At 52.1% G+C, this 16,122-nt stretch carries 9 protein-coding genes; 8 read left to right on the forward strand and 1 reads right to left on the reverse strand.

Annotated elements, in window-relative coordinates:
* The first annotated feature begins 152 nt into the window (after positions 1–152).
* The 6 genes from BN4_RS15725 to BN4_RS15750 all read left to right on the forward strand — a co-directional run bounded on the left by BN4_RS15725 (position 153) and on the right by BN4_RS15750 (position 7,530).
* Positions 153–1,832 carry a methyl-accepting chemotaxis protein gene (locus tag BN4_RS15725; protein WP_015416400.1) on the forward strand — a complete coding sequence of 560 codons (1,680 nt, stop codon included), beginning with the start codon at positions 153–155 and terminating at the stop codon, positions 1,830–1,832.
* A gap of 228 nt (positions 1,833–2,060) precedes the next feature.
* Positions 2,061–4,283 carry a bacteriohemerythrin gene (locus BN4_RS15730; protein ID WP_015416401.1) on the forward strand — a complete coding sequence of 741 codons (2,223 nt, stop codon included), beginning with the start codon at positions 2,061–2,063 and terminating at the stop codon, positions 4,281–4,283.
* Positions 4,284–4,411: 128 nt separating this feature from the next.
* A complete protein-coding gene (locus tag BN4_RS15735; protein ID WP_015416402.1) occupies positions 4,412–4,816 on the forward strand; it encodes a hypothetical protein in 405 nt (134 codons plus the stop codon).
* A 112-nt stretch (positions 4,817–4,928) separates the two neighbouring features.
* The gene (locus BN4_RS15740) at positions 4,929–6,194 is read left to right on the forward strand and encodes an adenylosuccinate synthase (protein ID WP_015416403.1); all 1,266 of its coding nucleotides are present in this window, start codon (positions 4,929–4,931) and stop codon (positions 6,192–6,194) included.
* Between the two features lie 14 nt (positions 6,195–6,208).
* Positions 6,209–7,048 carry a DNA polymerase III, delta prime subunit gene (locus BN4_RS15745; RefSeq protein WP_015416404.1) on the forward strand — a complete coding sequence of 280 codons (840 nt, stop codon included), beginning with the start codon at positions 6,209–6,211 and terminating at the stop codon, positions 7,046–7,048.
* 2 nt (positions 7,049–7,050) lie between these two features.
* Positions 7,051–7,530, forward strand: a complete 480-nt coding sequence (locus BN4_RS15750; protein WP_015416405.1) for a GNAT family N-acetyltransferase — start codon at positions 7,051–7,053, stop codon at positions 7,528–7,530.
* Positions 7,531–7,698: 168 nt separating this feature from the next.
* Here BN4_RS15750 and BN4_RS15755 read toward each other — a convergent pair whose 3' ends face one another.
* Entirely contained in the window at positions 7,699–11,532 is a 3,834-nt protein-coding gene (locus BN4_RS15755; protein ID WP_015416406.1) for a class I adenylate cyclase, read from the reverse strand.
* Positions 11,533–11,806: 274 nt separating this feature from the next.
* Between BN4_RS15755 and BN4_RS15760 the strand changes: the two genes are divergently transcribed.
* Both BN4_RS15760 and BN4_RS15765 read left to right on the forward strand, forming a co-directional pair.
* A complete protein-coding gene (locus BN4_RS15760) occupies positions 11,807–13,975 on the forward strand; it encodes an acyl-CoA dehydrogenase family protein (protein WP_015416407.1) in 2,169 nt (722 codons plus the stop codon).
* 235 nt (positions 13,976–14,210) lie between these two features.
* Positions 14,211–16,067 (forward strand): electron-transferring-flavoprotein dehydrogenase, encoded by a 1,857-nt coding sequence (locus BN4_RS15765; RefSeq protein ID WP_015416408.1) that lies wholly within the window; start codon positions 14,211–14,213, stop codon positions 16,065–16,067.
* Positions 16,068–16,122 lie beyond the last annotated feature (55 nt).

Genomic DNA, 16,122 nt, shown 5'->3' on the forward strand with positions numbered 1-16,122 from the left:
ATGTAAGCTCTCCCCATCCAATGTGCTGTCACACCGACTCTTATGAATATTATCATTCATCTGACCAGCGCAGTGTGCCAATATGATTTTGAATTGATTTCAGTCTTGGTGTTCATCGAAAGTTTGGTCAGTCATCGCAACGGAGCATTGTCATGAAGCGTTTTCAGGATTGGGGTATGCGCAGTAAGATTGTCAGCTTGTTTCTTGCTTCCTTCTTTTTGTTTCTGCTTGGTATCGTCGGACATTTCATCCCGTTGCTTGGTGATTCCTTGATGGATGAAAAACGCACAGCGACACAAAGTGTTGTCGAAGTTGCCTATGGTCTCATCGACTACTGGGCTGGGCAGGCCTCTTCCGGGGCGGTCTCAGAAGAGCAGGCCAAGGCCGAAGCAATGACCCAGCTTCGCGATGTCCGGTACAAAGGGCAGGAGTATTTTTGGATCAATGACATGAAACAGGTCATGATCATGCATGGGGTCAAACAAGCCTTGGATGGAAAGGATTTAACGAATCTGAAGGATCAGGACGGAGTCTTTCTTTTTCAGGAGATGACAAAAGTAGCCCGCTCTGCCGGAGAGGGGTTTGTGAGCTATCGTTGGCCCAAACCCGGATCAGAGAAAGCTGTGCCGAAAGTGTCCTTTGTCAAATTGTTCAAGCCATGGGGGTGGGTCATCGGCAGTGGTATCTATGTTGATGATGTCGATGCTCAGGTGTCACGGTTGAGTTGGACGATACTTGGTCCGACGCTTGCGGGCATGCTCTTGTGTGTTCTCGTGGTCTTATACGTGACACGAAGTATGGTCCGTTCTTTGGTGGATGCGGTGAAGGTCACGAATTCAATGGCCAAGGGAGATCTTACTCGTAATTTTGCGTCGGGCACGAAAGATGAAGTGGGGCAATTGGCTTCGGGGATGCAAAACATGCTGAAGGAATTGCGACGGGTCGTGGGTGACGTTACGCTCGCCGCGCGGCAGGTGACCGAGGGGAGTGGGGAATTGGCTTCCTCTGCCATTGAGTTGTCCCGAGGGGCCACAGAGCAGGCTACGAGTGTTGAAATGGTTTCATCTTCCATGGATCAGATGACTGCCAGCATCGAACAGAATGCCGAGAATGCCCAAGCCACCAACCGTATGACCAACAAGGCCGCAGACGACACGGAAAGTGGCGGTATCGCTGTAGCCAAGACGGTTGAAGCCATGAAGCAGATTGCTGATAAGATATTGATTATCGAGGAAATTGCACGACAGACTAATTTACTTGCCTTGAATGCGGCTATCGAAGCGGCGCGGGCTGGGGAGCATGGTAAGGGCTTTGCCGTAGTGGCAGCAGAAGTCCGCAAGCTTGCAGAGCGGTCCGGCAAGGCTGCTTCGGAAATTAGTGAATTGTCCAGTTCCAGTGTGCGGGTAGCGGAAGAAGCCGGATCACTGCTCAAGCAGATTGTCCCTGATATTCAAAAAACAGCGGAGCTTGTCCAGGAAATCGCCGTAGCCAGCGATGAACAGAGCAAGGGGGGCGAACAGGTCAACAAGGCAATTCGGGCTCTTGATTCAGTCATCCAGCACAATGCCTCCGCTTCCGAGCAAGTGGCGTCAACGGCGGAAGAATTATCCGGCGAGGCAGTACAATTGCAAAAATCCATCGCTTTTTTTAAAATAGAGCAAAGGGAAGCCTCGTTTCAAACCAGACCAGTGACAGTGACGAAAACTCCGTCAACGAGTTCTGTGGACAGTGAAGGTTTCAAGACTTCTCTGGCGCCGACTGCTTCTGGTACGACAAATTCTGGAGTGGCTCTGGATTTGGGAGATGATGACGCTGATTTTGAACGGTTCTGAGTTTCATGCGTTTTTGTAAGTCTTGGCGCCTGGGGAGAAGGCGTTTTTCGGATACATGAAAATGATGAGCCAATGTGTCAGAAAAGAGTTGTTTGCGCTTCAAGAGGACTCTTTTATTGTGTTTTATCCTTGATGGGCGTATTTATGATTCATCCTCATTCCTCATTGCATACGGTTGTTTCCGCGTGAGTTTTTCAGGAGAAGAGGGCTAACTTTTCGGAGGAATGCGTGAAAATAAAATATCGTCTGGTCGGTTCTGTCTTTCTTATTTTCCTTATTATCGTGGGTATGTTCACCGCGACATGGATTGTAACCTCAAGCCAGCGAAACGACAGTTTGGTTATTAACCTGGCCGGTCGGCAACGAATGCTCAGTCAGAAATTGGCCAAGGAGACTCTGGCTTTCGGAAGCAACCCTTCCGAGGCTTTGAAGGAACAGACTCATTCGACCATTGAAGTTTTTGAAGCGACTCTCTCTGCCCTCAAGGAATCGGGGAGTGCTCCATTGACCCTTGATCCTGCCGGGACCAAAGCCGTCTTACCCAAGGCAAGTGTTGCCGTTCATGGTCAGCTCGTCAAAGTGAAAAGCCTCTGGGATCAATATAAGAAGCATGTTGAGAACGGGTTGGATTCGGGAAGCCCGGAGGTCCTCACGCTGACTTCGCAGAGTGTCGAGGTTCTCAAGGCCATGAATACCGCTGTTGTCATGATGCAGGCCGAGTCCGAAGGCCGAGTCGTCACTTTGTTGGTTACCCAGGGTGTGTGTGTCGGCATTGGAGTCCTTTTGGTGCTGCTGGTACTCTTTTTTCTCAATACCAAAGTCACGACACCGCTCTCAAATCTCCAGGCTTTTTCCGGGGCCATAGCCAGAAATGACCTTGATGCACAGATTGAAGGGACATATACGGAAGAGCTGCTGGCGCTCAAGGAATCCATACAGACCATGGTCGGCAACCTTAAGGCCAAGATGCAGGAAGTGGCAGAGAAAGGCGATCAGGCTGAAAAGAACGCAGCCCAGGCGCAACGGGCTGTTTCGGAGTCCGAGACCAAGCAGAAACAGATTCAGGAGCTTCTTGAATCCATGTCAACTGCCGCTGCCAAGGCGAGTGAAATTTCCAGGAATGTTGCAGCCTCAGTCAGTGAACTGGCCTCTCAGGTGGATGACGTGAGTCAAGGCACAGATGTTCAGCGGGATCGTATGGCCGAAACAGCCACGGCGATGGAAGAAATGAACGCCACGGTGCTTGAGGTGGCTCATAATGCTTCCAATGCGGCGAATTCGGCAGCCCAGGCTCGACAGAATGCGCAGACCGGCGCAGATGGCGTGCGAGCAGCGGTTACCTCCATTGATGCCATCCGTGTGCAGATATTGGATTTGAATGATTCCATGAGTCAGTTGGGAGAGCAGGCGGAAAGCATCGGGAACATTATGGATGTGGTTTCGGATATCGCGGATCAAACCAACCTTCTGGCATTGAATGCAGCAATCGAAGCGGCGCGGGCAGGAGATGCAGGCCGAGGCTTTGCCGTTGTTGCAGACGAAGTGCGTAAGTTGGCGGAAAAAACCATGCAGGCGACCAAGGAAGTCGGAAACGCCGTTCATACCATTCAGGAACAGGCAAGAAGCAATATAACTGCTGTGGAATCCTCGGTAAAAGATATTGTCAAATCCACGGAAGCGGCTACCGAATCTGGCCGATTCATGAATGAGATTGTCAGTATTGTGGGCGAGACTGCCGGGATGGTCGAATCCATCGCCGCTGCTTCCGAGGAGCAGTCCGCCGCCAGTGAGGAAATCAATCAGGCAGTGGCCGATGTGACTCATGTTGCCACGCAAACGGCCGAGGGAATGACGCAAGCTTCACGGAGCCTGGATGCCATGGCCGCTATGGCATCGGACCTTGATCTGGTTATTCGGGATATGTCCGGCGAATCCAATGCCATGCTCAACGCCAATATCAAGACTCTTGAACAGATAGAGTCCGAGCTGAAGGCGGACGGCCTCCAAATGTCGAATCGCCGGGGGCTTCATGCAACCGATCCCAAGGGAATGATGCAGTGGACTGATGATCTTTCGACGAATATCAGGGAAATCGATGAGCAGCATATCCGGCTGATTGACCTGATCAATGCTTTGCATAAAGCCATGAGCGAAGGCAAGGGGAAAGGTGTCCTCTCATCTATTCTTGACGACCTCAAGGATTACACCGTTTTTCATTTTTCCAATGAGGAATCCATGTTCGAGGAGCATGGGTATCCGCAAACGGAAAATCATATGAAAGCGCACAAGATGTTTGTGGACAAGGTTATTTCCTTCGAGCAAAAAATTCTGTCAGGCAAGGCCTCTGTGACTCTTGAAGTCCTTGATTTTCTCAAAGATTGGCTCGTGAAACATATCAAGGGTGTGGATCAGCAGTATAGCGCGTTCTTTAACAGGAAGGGCATCTATTAGGAATGCAAGCAACACCAAAGCGCCTCCGGTCTTCTGGATCGGAGGCGTTTTTGCGTTGGCGGGTCGTTCATAATTTTGCTATGGATTGAGTCCCGGTGTTTGCGCCGAGGTTAATGCAAGGAAAGAACATGTCAGAGAGTTATTTGGAAAAGGCACTATTGAAACTGGCTCGTCAGATCAATGCGTATGACGAAGCTTCACTCATGAGCTTGTGGGATAAGTACGCAGAAAAAGTAGCGAATTTTGAACCTACCAAGCGTTGGGAAGAGTCTGTTCTCATATTCAATCTCATTCAGTCCACACGCATGAAGAATCAGCTTTTCAACTATAATTGGGCACAGTCGCGTATGCCCAATGATCCACCCATGGGACTGGACCTTGCTGCACTGACAGCGCCGGAGCCGACGCTGGGGTCTGCTGATGACAGGGAAGATTGTGAGGAATCCTCCAATGGATGCCAGAGTGATGCCCCGGTCTCGAAACAGGACCGCAGGGGAAAGTTGCTGACTCTCACCCCGAAAAACAGGAAATAATTCAATCCTCACCGGAGTTGACAGACGATCGGAATTGTATTTACGGATGATAACCGTTTGTGCGTGTCAATTTCGCCGGGGTGATTTGCCCGGCTATTCAAGGAGCAATAACATGGCCAATATTGTGGTTTTCGGCTCTCAGTGGGGAGACGAAGGCAAAGGCAAAATCGTCGACATGCTGGCGGAGGATGCCAAAGCTATCGTCCGTTTTCAGGGCGGCAACAACGCCGGTCACACCCTGGTGGTGGACGGCGAAGAGTGCATTCTGCACCTGATCCCTTCCGGTGTCCTGCATCCCGGCAAGCAGTGTCTTATCGGCAACGGCGTGGTCCTGGACCCGTTCGTTTTCTGCCAGGAGCTGGACAAGCTCGGAGCCAAGGGACTCGATGTGAGCGAAAACCGCATGATGATCAGCAAGAAAACGCATGTCATCATGCCATATCACTGCCGGATGGATGCGGCTCGTGAAGCCGCGAAGTCCGAGGATGGCAAGATCGGTACAACCGGTCGCGGTATCGGTCCTTGTTACGAGGACAAGATGAATCGCTGTGGTATCCGTGCCGGTGATTTCGCAGACCTTGATTTGTTGAAAAAGAAGATCGCCGCTGCTCTGGAAGAAAAGAATGTCCTTTTTCAGCATCTCTATGGAGCTGAGCCCATGGATGTGCAGGCTGTCTATGATGAAGTGCTGCCAGTTGCGAAAAGACTTGTCCCGTACCTCGGTGATGTCTCTTCCGCTATCCAGGATGCTGACGGAGCTGTCTTGTTTGAAGGGGCTCAGGGAACGCATCTGGATATCGACCACGGAACGTATCCTTTCGTGACATCATCCAATACTGTCACTGCCAATGCCGCATCGGGTTCCGGCTGTTCGCCGCGTGATCTGGAGCGGATCATCGCGATTGTCAAGGCGTACACCACTCGTGTGGGAAGTGGCCCTTTCGCAACTGAGTTAATGGACGAAGACGGTTCGTATCTCCAGAGCAAAGGGCATGAATTCGGAGCGACAACAGGGCGTAAACGTCGCTGCGGATGGCTTGATCTAGTCGTGCTCAAGGAGTCGGCCCGTCTGAATGGTCCGACGGAATTGGCTATTACCAAACTGGATGTCCTGTCCGGCTTGAAGGAACTCAAACTCTGTGTGGCGTACGAATACAGGGGCGAACAGATCGCCTACCCGCCGCAGGAGCAGAATGGTATGGCGCATGTCACACCTGTCTATGAGACCATGCCCGGTTGGGATGAAGATATTACCGAAGCTCGCTCCTGGGATGATCTGCCGGAGAATGCTGTCAAATACCTGCGCCGTATTGAAGAGATTTCCGGCGTGAAAGTTGGCATCGTCTCTGTCGGACCGGATCGGGTGCAGACCTTCTAGATGAGGAGAATGCGATGACACTGATCGGAGATCCGTTGGCTGCCCTGACTGGGCAGAAATATGCGATCGACCGGCTCAACGCCATTGCTCACGATCCTCCCCAATCCATAGTTATCGAAGGGGGCGATGCGGACAGCCGTGTCGCCCTCGCTCTGTACTGGGCCATGAGGCTCAATTGTTCGTCCGGGACTGTGCCGTGCGGCAGTTGTGCCGCTTGCAAGCAGATTGCAGAGCAGGCTTTCAATGATCTTCTTTTCTTTGATGGGCGGGACGGATTGATCAAGGTTGAACCGGTTCGGTCCATGCGCTCCACATGGGGGCAACCGCCCAATGGTGACGGTTTCCGCGTGACCATTTTTGCCGAAGCGCAGATGTTCATGACCGAAGCAGCCAACGCCCTTCTGAAATCATTGGAGGAACCTCGCCCGGGCAATGTCTTTGTCCTTGCTGCTCCTCAGCGGGAACGGCTCCTTGAGACCCTTGTGTCCCGGTCATGGGTTGTGACCTTGGCATGGCCTGATATCAGGGTGAATTCCCCTGAAATATCAGAGTGGGTTTCCGCGCTCATTCATTTCTGGGGGTCTGGCAGAGGATGGTTTGAACGAACCTCTGCCAAAGGGGCAGTAGACAAGGGACTTGCCATGCAGGTTGTCCTTGGAATGCAGCGCGAGCTTCGGGAAGCCCTTTCCGGTTCCTGCTCCACACAACTCTCAGCCTCCCTTGCCCAGTCTTTTGATCTCAAGCGATTTCGTCGGCTTGGCCTCGTACTTGATCAGGCCCAGGATGCCTTGAATACTCAAGTCCCGGTGAATCCTGCCATGGTGTTGGATTGGGTCGCGACACGGATGATCTGATCATGATCATAACACCTTATTGTGCCCATGAAACAGATGCGATCGTTGATCTTATTACATCTATCCAGATCCGGGAATTTGGAGTTGCCACTTCAGCGGAAAAACAACCTGACCTTCGTGATATTTCCAATTTTTACCAACATGGAGCCGGAAACTTCTGGCTTGCTTTCATTGATGACGAGCTTGTAGGCACAATTGCCCTCAAGGATGTCGGGGATAGAGTGTGCGCTTTGCGCAAAATGTTCGTGAAAAAGGCATATCGAGGCAAAACACCTGGCGTTGCACAGCAACTGATGCATACTCTGCTGGAGTGGGCAGAAGGGCACGGCACCCGTGAAATTTATCTTGGAACAGTCGATGCGTACCATGCAGCCCATCGTTTCTATGAAAAAAACGGTTTCCGAGAAGTCTCTCATGATGCTGTGCCGAATTCGGTTCCGTTCATGGATGTGGATGTGAAGTATTATCGGTATCGGTTTTAAGGTCCAAGGAACCCTTTTTCCTCGTCCCTTGGCAGGCCTGTGCTGCCAGAGTCCACTCTTTTCTTTGCCCGATCGATGCCTGCCGTGTCTTTGTGGTGTCCCTGTTCTTCTTCATTTTGGGAGTTTGAGAAGAGCGGCACTCTCGTAGGCACTTGCTGATTTTTTCGTTTATATCAGATTGATCCTTTTGCATTGCGCACCCTTAGGGATAAAGAGAAGCATCTCAGGTGTTTCTGATACGGGCTGTGCAAGATTCTTGTCGAGGAAAGCCGATGGGTGGTCTTCAAACTCCCTGCCGGGTGAGAGAAAGGTCTTGCAGAACATTTCTCCCCAGTTCGTGGCGTATACCACCGCGACTTCTTCAATCTTATTGCTTTCCGGCGCGGCGGTCAGGTTCAGGATGATAAAGGCGCGGGTAACCCGTTCTGCATCCAGTCCTTCATTTATATCCGGTTCAAATGTTTCCTCAAAGGGGAAAAAATCATGCATGGCGGGCATCAGTTTTTGTAGATCGGCCACGGAGAGGGGGGCTATGGTTCTGTCGGCCTGAAGCAGGCTTTTGGGGTTATAGAGACGGTTGGCGAGGAGCCATGCCAGCATGACGACAGGATCACCGCTCCGGTGCAGGAGTTGGAGGGACTCTGCAGATTTTTTTGTCTCGGCCAAAGAACCGCCACGGACGACCCATATAGGTCTTTTCCCGAAGGCCTTTTGGGCTGTCATGTGCAGAATGGGGAACCCGTCGCTCCCGGTATCCATAAATGGAACACGCATGATCTTATTCTTTTTCTTGGAAAAATTAGAGGCGATGCGACGTCCCATGCGGGTCAGATCTTCCGGGTTGATCAAGACGCGGGAGTCGTCCCCTTCTGTCAAAGTTCCTTGTATCCTCTTGTAAGTATTGACCATGAAATGCCGGACTGATGATCCCATTTTCAGTGATTTTTCAAAGGACCATTTCTCATTGGTATTGCATATCTTGTCCGGCGAAATGATTTCTTTGCCGAACATGGCCTCCACGAGGCTGGCGTCTTCGAAGCGGGCGGGCAATCCTCTGAAAAAAGGGATATCGCAGAGGTTGGCCTTGAACATGAAGGATTCCGTTAAAAGGCGTGCGACTTCCTTATCTCCATGCGTGTGATAGAATCGGCGCAGGGTATTGAAAAGAACAGCGTAGGGATCGGTTTGTTTGACCCCTCGACGGTGCAGAAAAAGACTGTGTTTTATCCTGTCGCATAATGGGAGAGGAAGTGTTTCTGTATCAGCATAGGTCTCAAGTAAGCCGAGTTTGAGGACCGATTTGAAAGGGGAATGGACCGCCTTGACCATCTGCCAGAGGGACCCTCCGAAATATTCATCAGCCGGAACCGGGGCAAGATACCCGAAATCTTCAAGCCTGGGGCGTCCTGTCAAGGGGTAACGTCTCGCTGCCTGGAGGCATTCATCGTAGGTCTTTTTGTCTGCACCTGCCGGTGTCACCCACCATGCCAAATTTTTTCCTGCTATGCGCAGGGCTGTCCTGTAGAATTCTTCCTTGAGAAGCAGAGCCTGGGCAGAGCCGGAGCTTTCCTCGTCCCCGGCAGAAAAAATATTGGCTCGAACATCGTCCATTCGCATGGGGAAGAAGTGTGCTTCGAGGCCAAATTCACTTTCGGCCCACAGTCCGAGGGCATCAAGTTTTCGTTTTAATCCAGCTTCGGCCGCCAAATCGATGTCTCCATCGTAGCATACCCAGCAATCAATATCGGACTTGGCCGTCTGTGCCACGGTTCCGAGGCTCCCCATGGCGTAAACCGCGAGAATGCGGACGGTCGGCTTCGTTTGGGAGTGTTTGTGAGTCGGGAAAAATTGCTTGCTGAGTTCAAGAGAAGTGAGACACGGAGTATACCCCCATACTTCGCAAGACGGGACTCCTCTGAGCGAGAATTTTTTTTCGAATACCGTCGTGTCGAGCAGATAGGGAAGGAGACGCAGGTAGACCTGCTTTTCGCGTTCCAGCCCTGCTAATGCTCGGGCGAGCCTGGCCCGGTTGAGTGTCAACATGCGTTCTTCCCTGCGCAGAAAGGACATTTCTCGAGACCATGAGCGCATTATTTGGGCTGCTGCTTCATGGGAAAAAGCCGAAGAATCCGGCAACGGGACCCCTTTGGCTTTATTGGTCAGCTTTGCAAGGTGGCGAAGCTCATTGCGGAGCAGGAGGACGTGAGACAGGTCGGAATGAGTCACCGCACAGCTCTGGACCGTGGCTCCCGGCATATCCACAGCGGCAAATGATGAATTATACATTGTAACGGAATACAGAACAGAGTTGGGGAATTCTACTCCCTTGAGTGTGGAGTCGGCGATGTTTGTGGCGGAGAAGTCAACGTCTTCGAATCTACTGGTTTCTATGGTGGTTTGATGGAGGGTGCTCCCCGCCATGACCGAGGAGGTAACGCCGACCTGGGAGAGAGTGCATGTCAGGAATACCGCTCCGGCCAAGGTGCAATTGCGGAATCGGCAGTGGGAAAAAGTGCATCTGCTGAAAACTGTATCGGTGAAATTGCAATCATTGAAGGAGCATTTTGAAAAAGTGATGTCACTGAAGTGTGCACTCGTGAAATCCGTGACAGTGCAGATGCTGCCGCTGTGGCTTCCCCCGGAGAAGATGACATTGGTAAAATGGCTGGATGCAATTTTTGCCCTGATGAATCGGATGTCGGCAAGTACTGAATCCGTCAGGTCGAGATCCGTCATCTCCACACCATCCAGTTCTTCGGCTCGAACATGAGAGCAGTTGAGATCGAGATTTTTGAATGTATTGAACTTGGGAAGCAATTTTTCCAGTGTCTTTTTACGTGGGCCGAAAAGTCGGGAGAAGAATCCTGGTTGGGGACATGTCTCTTTTTCCGTCGCAGGTAAAGGGGATTGATTGGTCTCCTGAACCAGTGAAGGAAAGGTTTCACTGGTCACTGTTCCTGTTCGGGCCAGGCTTGCCACAAACTGTGGGGCAATGGCGATCAGGGCAGAGAGTCCTTCTGATTCAGCATGCTCCCGTTGTATTTTCGGGAGAGCAGCCAGAAAGGATTTGTAGGCCGTATCTCCAAGCATGGGGATACGGCTTATGGTCGTTTGCCGCAGTGAAGGCATTTTCATGTACAGTGTCGCCAGCAGTTTTCCTGCTGCCGGAGCCTGTTGGTCTATGATCCCGTCCAGGCATGGGGCTGTCAGTTTTCCTTTCGATGACTTGAGAACGCTCAGGAACATATCCAACACCTCGCTGTTCCTGGCTTCTGCTACCTGGGCGACTGTCCGCAAAGCGAGTTTGGTGGGAGCGAATGTCTCTGTTTTCAAGGATCGCGACAGTTCAAGAGCATAGTACGGATCGTTCAACGCCAGTATTATATGGCAAAGAACCGAGAGTTTGACTGTGTTGCCACCTTTCTTGAGCGAATTGGACAGCCACACTTCAAAAGATGAATGCATCAGAACTTGTCGGGCAGGAAAAGCCAGAATTTCTCCTTGCTCTCCTAAAGACGCTATAAAGGGGGTCAGTTCTTCGGGAGGGGCCGTCGAAACAGAGGCCATAAGCGCGTCAAGCCAATCAAGTGTTTGCTTGTCATGGTTTCCCGGATAGCTGAGCAGCATTTCGTGTCCGAGCGCAAGCCTGTCGCCTGCTGGAGTGGAGGCGAGCATGGCTGCGAGTTCGCGAAGAGCGATTGAACGGCTATGAATGAAACGGGCCGCGAGAATTCTGGCAAATCGACCGGACCGGAGTAGGGCGCGCAAGCATGCCTTGATGGTCCTAGGGTCTTTTGACACCTGAATGATTTTTGAAAAATTGAGGGCTGTTTCGGAAATCGGTCCGGCATCGCCCGCTGTCGGGGGGCTGATTGAAAGAACTGTCTTGATGTAAGTGTCCGCAAGGATATCAATGTCGGACATACCTTGAGACGCCGTGTTGAGCGCATAGGTTCGCACGACTGACGCGATGTCGGAAACTCGGCTATTCACTTCCGGCATAGAGGGCTATCTCTTTCATCATAGTTCTTTATAATGCAGTGAATTGGATGCCAAGTCAAAGTCCTTGGCGGTTGTTTGCATGAGAATTTTCCACATCATCGTTCTGGGAGGCACAAGAGAAGACAGTGCTGGGGAAAATGAGAAATCATGCGGGTTAAACTGCCGTTTAAAAAACAAAAAGACTTTGACTCATCATCTAACATGACCTATCGTGCCCAACTATTATTATATCGTCCGAAAGCTCCGGTCTTCAACCAACCGTAGGAATGAATTTATGTATACATTGCGAACTCTTCCAGGAGATGATGTCCGCCAGATCATGTGGCGCTTCGCTGATCGTTTCGACCTCCAAATGTCTGTCCAGTCTGCCCGTTCAATTGCTCGAAGTGTCGTCGCCAAATTGGTGGCGGAGGGGGCGCGTAATACCCATGAGTGGACTGAGCAGAAAGATGAACTGCTGACTGCCTTTGATCAGTCCGGTCTGACGGCTCTGTTCATGGACCCGCACCAGGGCGGGTTTATTGAAGGTCCAAAAAATTTGGCTTTGGCGCTGGTTGCTTTTGAGCTGTCTTGGGTGGACGCGGGAGCGGCGACGTCTTCGTTGGCATCCAATCTTGCCTTGGCTCCGATCCATGAAAAGGGCACGAGCGAACAACGTGACTACTATATGTCCAAATGTGTGCCTCCTCAGCCCGGTGAGGAAAGAGAAATCTGGCGTGGCGCATTTGCCCTGACCGAGCCATTACCATACATCGGGGTGGATACAGGGGTGCTGTGTGGCAAGGCCACAGTGGCGGACTGGAATGAAGGCGAAGAGCCGATGCTCCAGATCGACAAGCGCGGCAGGTTTATTACCAACATGGATTTTGCAAATTTTGTCACAGCGGCTGTCGAGTCCAATGACGAGCGTATCAAGGGAACCTTCATGATCATTCTCGAAGAGGGTGATGAGGGTATTTTCGACCGTGGCGCTCCTACCTTGAAAATGGTCCATCAGCTTTCCTCGACCCGCGATCCTGTCTTGAATCTCAAAGTCCCTGCGTCCCGCATTATCGGTGGCTATGAAGTTGTCGACGGCGTGATTGTCCCCAAATACAATCATTCAGAGATCATCGGTGCGGTTTTCCATCGGACCCGTATCCCGGTGGGACTGATGACCTCTGCCAAGCTTTTGTCTGCCGTGGAGCCGGTTATTCGCTACCATCGCAACCGCTTTAGAGGTGGTGATGCCGCCAAGGAAGGTTCTCCCCGTTATGATAAGGGGCTTCAGAACAATGAGGATGCGCTGCAACGTCTGGTCGATATCTGGGCATCTGGAGAAGCCGGATGTTCCCTGGCTTTTGCCGCCTCCCGTCTGGCCGATGCTTTCGACCCCATCGAAAAGGCCAAGGAAGTCCACTTCGAAGCCGAGGGTGTTACTTCTGCCCGGAAACAGATGGTTGCCTTGCGCAAGCTCAAGGATCAGGTGTTTGAATTCATTGATCTGGAATATGCTCCTGAAGCAGAACGCGACCAGGCTCGCTATGTGGCCCTAAAAAAGGAGCCCCTTGTTTCTTACGCCTATATGGAGGCTTTGGCCGGGATTCTGAATCCCGGCGTCAAGTTGTGGAATACCGGTGTCGGCGCAAACATGATGCGTGAGGCCGTCGCCCTGGTCGGCGGATATGGTATTACCGAGGATTGCCCCGGATTTCTGATGCAGAAGTGGACAGACACTCAGCTTGAAGCCACTTATGAGGGACCGGAGGCGGTGCAACGTCGCCACATGACTATGACCATGACTTCCGAAGTCTTTCAGCATATCCTTTCAGCCTGGATCAGACAGATGAAGGCAGCCGGAGCGACTGTCCCCGGTCTGGGCGGGTATGTCCTCGCCTCTGCCATGGAACTGTGGCAGTGGACTTTCAAGCATCTTCAGACTGCCAAGGACGATGATGGACGCAAGCTTTTCCATAGCAAACGTCAGGGTGTGACCTTTGCTCTGGCTGATGCCCTGGGGTGGCTGCTTGGTCCCTATTTTCTGGCGACAGATGTCATGGAATTGATCGAGAAAGGTCCCATGGCTCCGACGCTTGCAGAGGGACTTGACGATCTGACCGGTTTCTACAAGGACCTCTGTCACATTCAGTCAGCCCGTGCCGCAGGTGAAGTGGCACGAATCTGTACGGAACTTGTCTACGGGTTCAACACATGTCTGTGCCCAAAATCAGATGGAACCATCGCTGAAAAATGCGAGCCTGAAACCAAAAGCCCGTCTGAGTGCTCGCCTGACGGTCAACTTGGAGACCAGTCCAAATGCTCTCGGGACGACCTCAAGGCCTTCCGGCGACTGAAGGCTACGGTGGATATGTGCATGGCCGGGTCTCGTTCTGCCAAGGACAGGGCCGGGAATGCTCTGGGTGAAGTCATGATCCCCGAAGCCCTTGATTATCCTCTCGGGTAACATGAAGAGAATACCATGGGAGAATTCGTCATAGGCGATTTCTCCCATGGCCCTTTCTGACCGGAGAGCCTTTTGGGTACAGGTTGGAAAACCCAGATGGGGAGCACACTTTGAAACGCCGCACTTCTTCTGCCCACGGCAGGAGTTTTCCTGCGGCGTCCTATACATTTTGGAGGATTGCGAGATCATGTCGGTATGGTTTCGATTCCTCTCAGGATTGCCGGAGGCAAATGACATGAGTGATCAAACGGAAACGATGGAAATGCCACGCGCCGAGATGGAAACCGATATCGTCTGTGTTGGCTTTGGCCCGGCTGCCGGCGGGTTTCTGACGACTCTGACGCGTGGACTGATGAATGACGACGGGACGCCTGTGGCTGAGTCCAAAGCAATGCCTGGTATGCCGCCTCAGGTTATCTGCTATGAGCGTGCGGATGACATCGGTTTTGGTGTCTCCGGTGTCGTGACAAAAGGCCGTTCCATCAAGGCAAGTTTTCCGGATCTTGATCTTTCTCAAATCCCCATGGCCCATGAGGTGACCGAGGAAAAGATTCTTTACCTGAAGGACCCCGTGGGGGCCAGTCGCCGTCCGACTGCTTTCAAGGTGGCCGACTCGTTGTTGGGGCGGTGGATGAAAGACGATGCATATGAATTGCCATATATTCCATCTTTTCTCGAAAAACATCCGGGCATGATTTTTTCTCTTGGCCAACTCAATCAGTGGGTCGGCAGTAATCTGATGTGTACAGGAATGGCCCAGATATGGCCTTCGAGTCCGGTGGCGCAACCGCTTATGGATGGCAAGGCCGTCAAGGGGGTGCGCATGGTTGATCAGGGTGTGGAGAAAGATGGAACTCCCGGTGGTGGATTCATGCCCGGTATGGATATGAAAGCTGCGCTGACAGTCATTGCGGATGGTCCGGTCGGTCCGGTTGGGCAGTCTCTTGATCAAGAGCTCGGTCTTCCTGAAGGTCATCACCAACGAGAGTGGGCCGTCGGTATGAAATGCGTGGTGGACCTGCCCGAAGGGTGTGACTGGAAGCCAGGGACGGTGTTGCATACCATTGGCTATCCTGAGCCTGAAATTTTTGGATTTTTGTATGTCTATCCCGGTAATGTGGCTTCTTTGGGAATCTTTGTTCCGTCCTGGTTCGACAATCCGGTTCGGACCGCATATCGGTACATGCAGCATTGGATGCTCCACCCGTATTTATGGAAACGGCTCAAAGGCGGCACCATGCGTTCTTGGGGGGCAAAGACCTTGGCTGAATCAGGCAAGGCCGGAGAACCTTTTCTCGTTGGTGACGGGTTTGCCCGCATCGGTGAAGGGTCCGGTTCCACGAATGTGTTGACCGGCTCCGGGGTGGATGAGGCGTGGGCCACTGGGGTTCAACTCGGCGAGGCCGTGTTGGACCTGCTCAAGGAAGGCAAGGACTTTTCTCGCGAAAACCTTGAAGCGACATATGTTGCCAAACGCCGAGCTTCGTGGGTGGAAGCGGAGGCCAGGGTTGCGGAGAAGTCCCGAGACGGCTTTACCAAGGGCGTGCTTCGCGGCTTCCTGGGCATGGGGTTAACCGGTCTGACCAATGGAATGTTTTCCATGCCTGGAAAATCAGTTAAGCCGCAGGATCGCATCCCGACCATTGAAAAGTATTACAAGGGGTATATAGACGAAGACGAGATTCAGGAGATTCGTTCCGAGTGTACCCGAAAGGGGAGCAGTCTTCATGATGCTCTCATGGACCGTGTGGGGTGGCCTGAAATCCCGTTGGACGGAACTTTACTGGTCTCGCATCAGGATGCCTTGCTTATGGGGGGCAAGGTGCAGGCCAATCATGGCTATGGTGATCATGTTCGATTTGCCGACCTCCAAACCTGTCGGACCTGTCGGGAACAGGTGTGTGTCGAAGCGTGTTCCGGGCAGGCCATTTATACCAACCCTGAAGGTGGTACGCCTCTTTTTGATCGGGAAAAATGTGTCCACTGTGGTGCGTGTATGTGGAATTGCAGCAAGTCCGATCCCAAGGGTACGGAGAGGACGAATGTGAAGTTCCGTGCCGGTTCCGGCGGGCTGCATTCTGTCGAGAATTAGTTTATAGGCAAAGTCTCTGTCTGTGCCCCGCCCCTGGCACTGCGTCATCTTTGTG

Source organism: Pseudodesulfovibrio piezophilus C1TLV30 (assembly GCF_000341895.1).
In the GTDB taxonomy this organism is placed as follows: Bacteria; Desulfobacterota; Desulfovibrionia; order Desulfovibrionales; family Desulfovibrionaceae; genus Pseudodesulfovibrio; species Pseudodesulfovibrio piezophilus.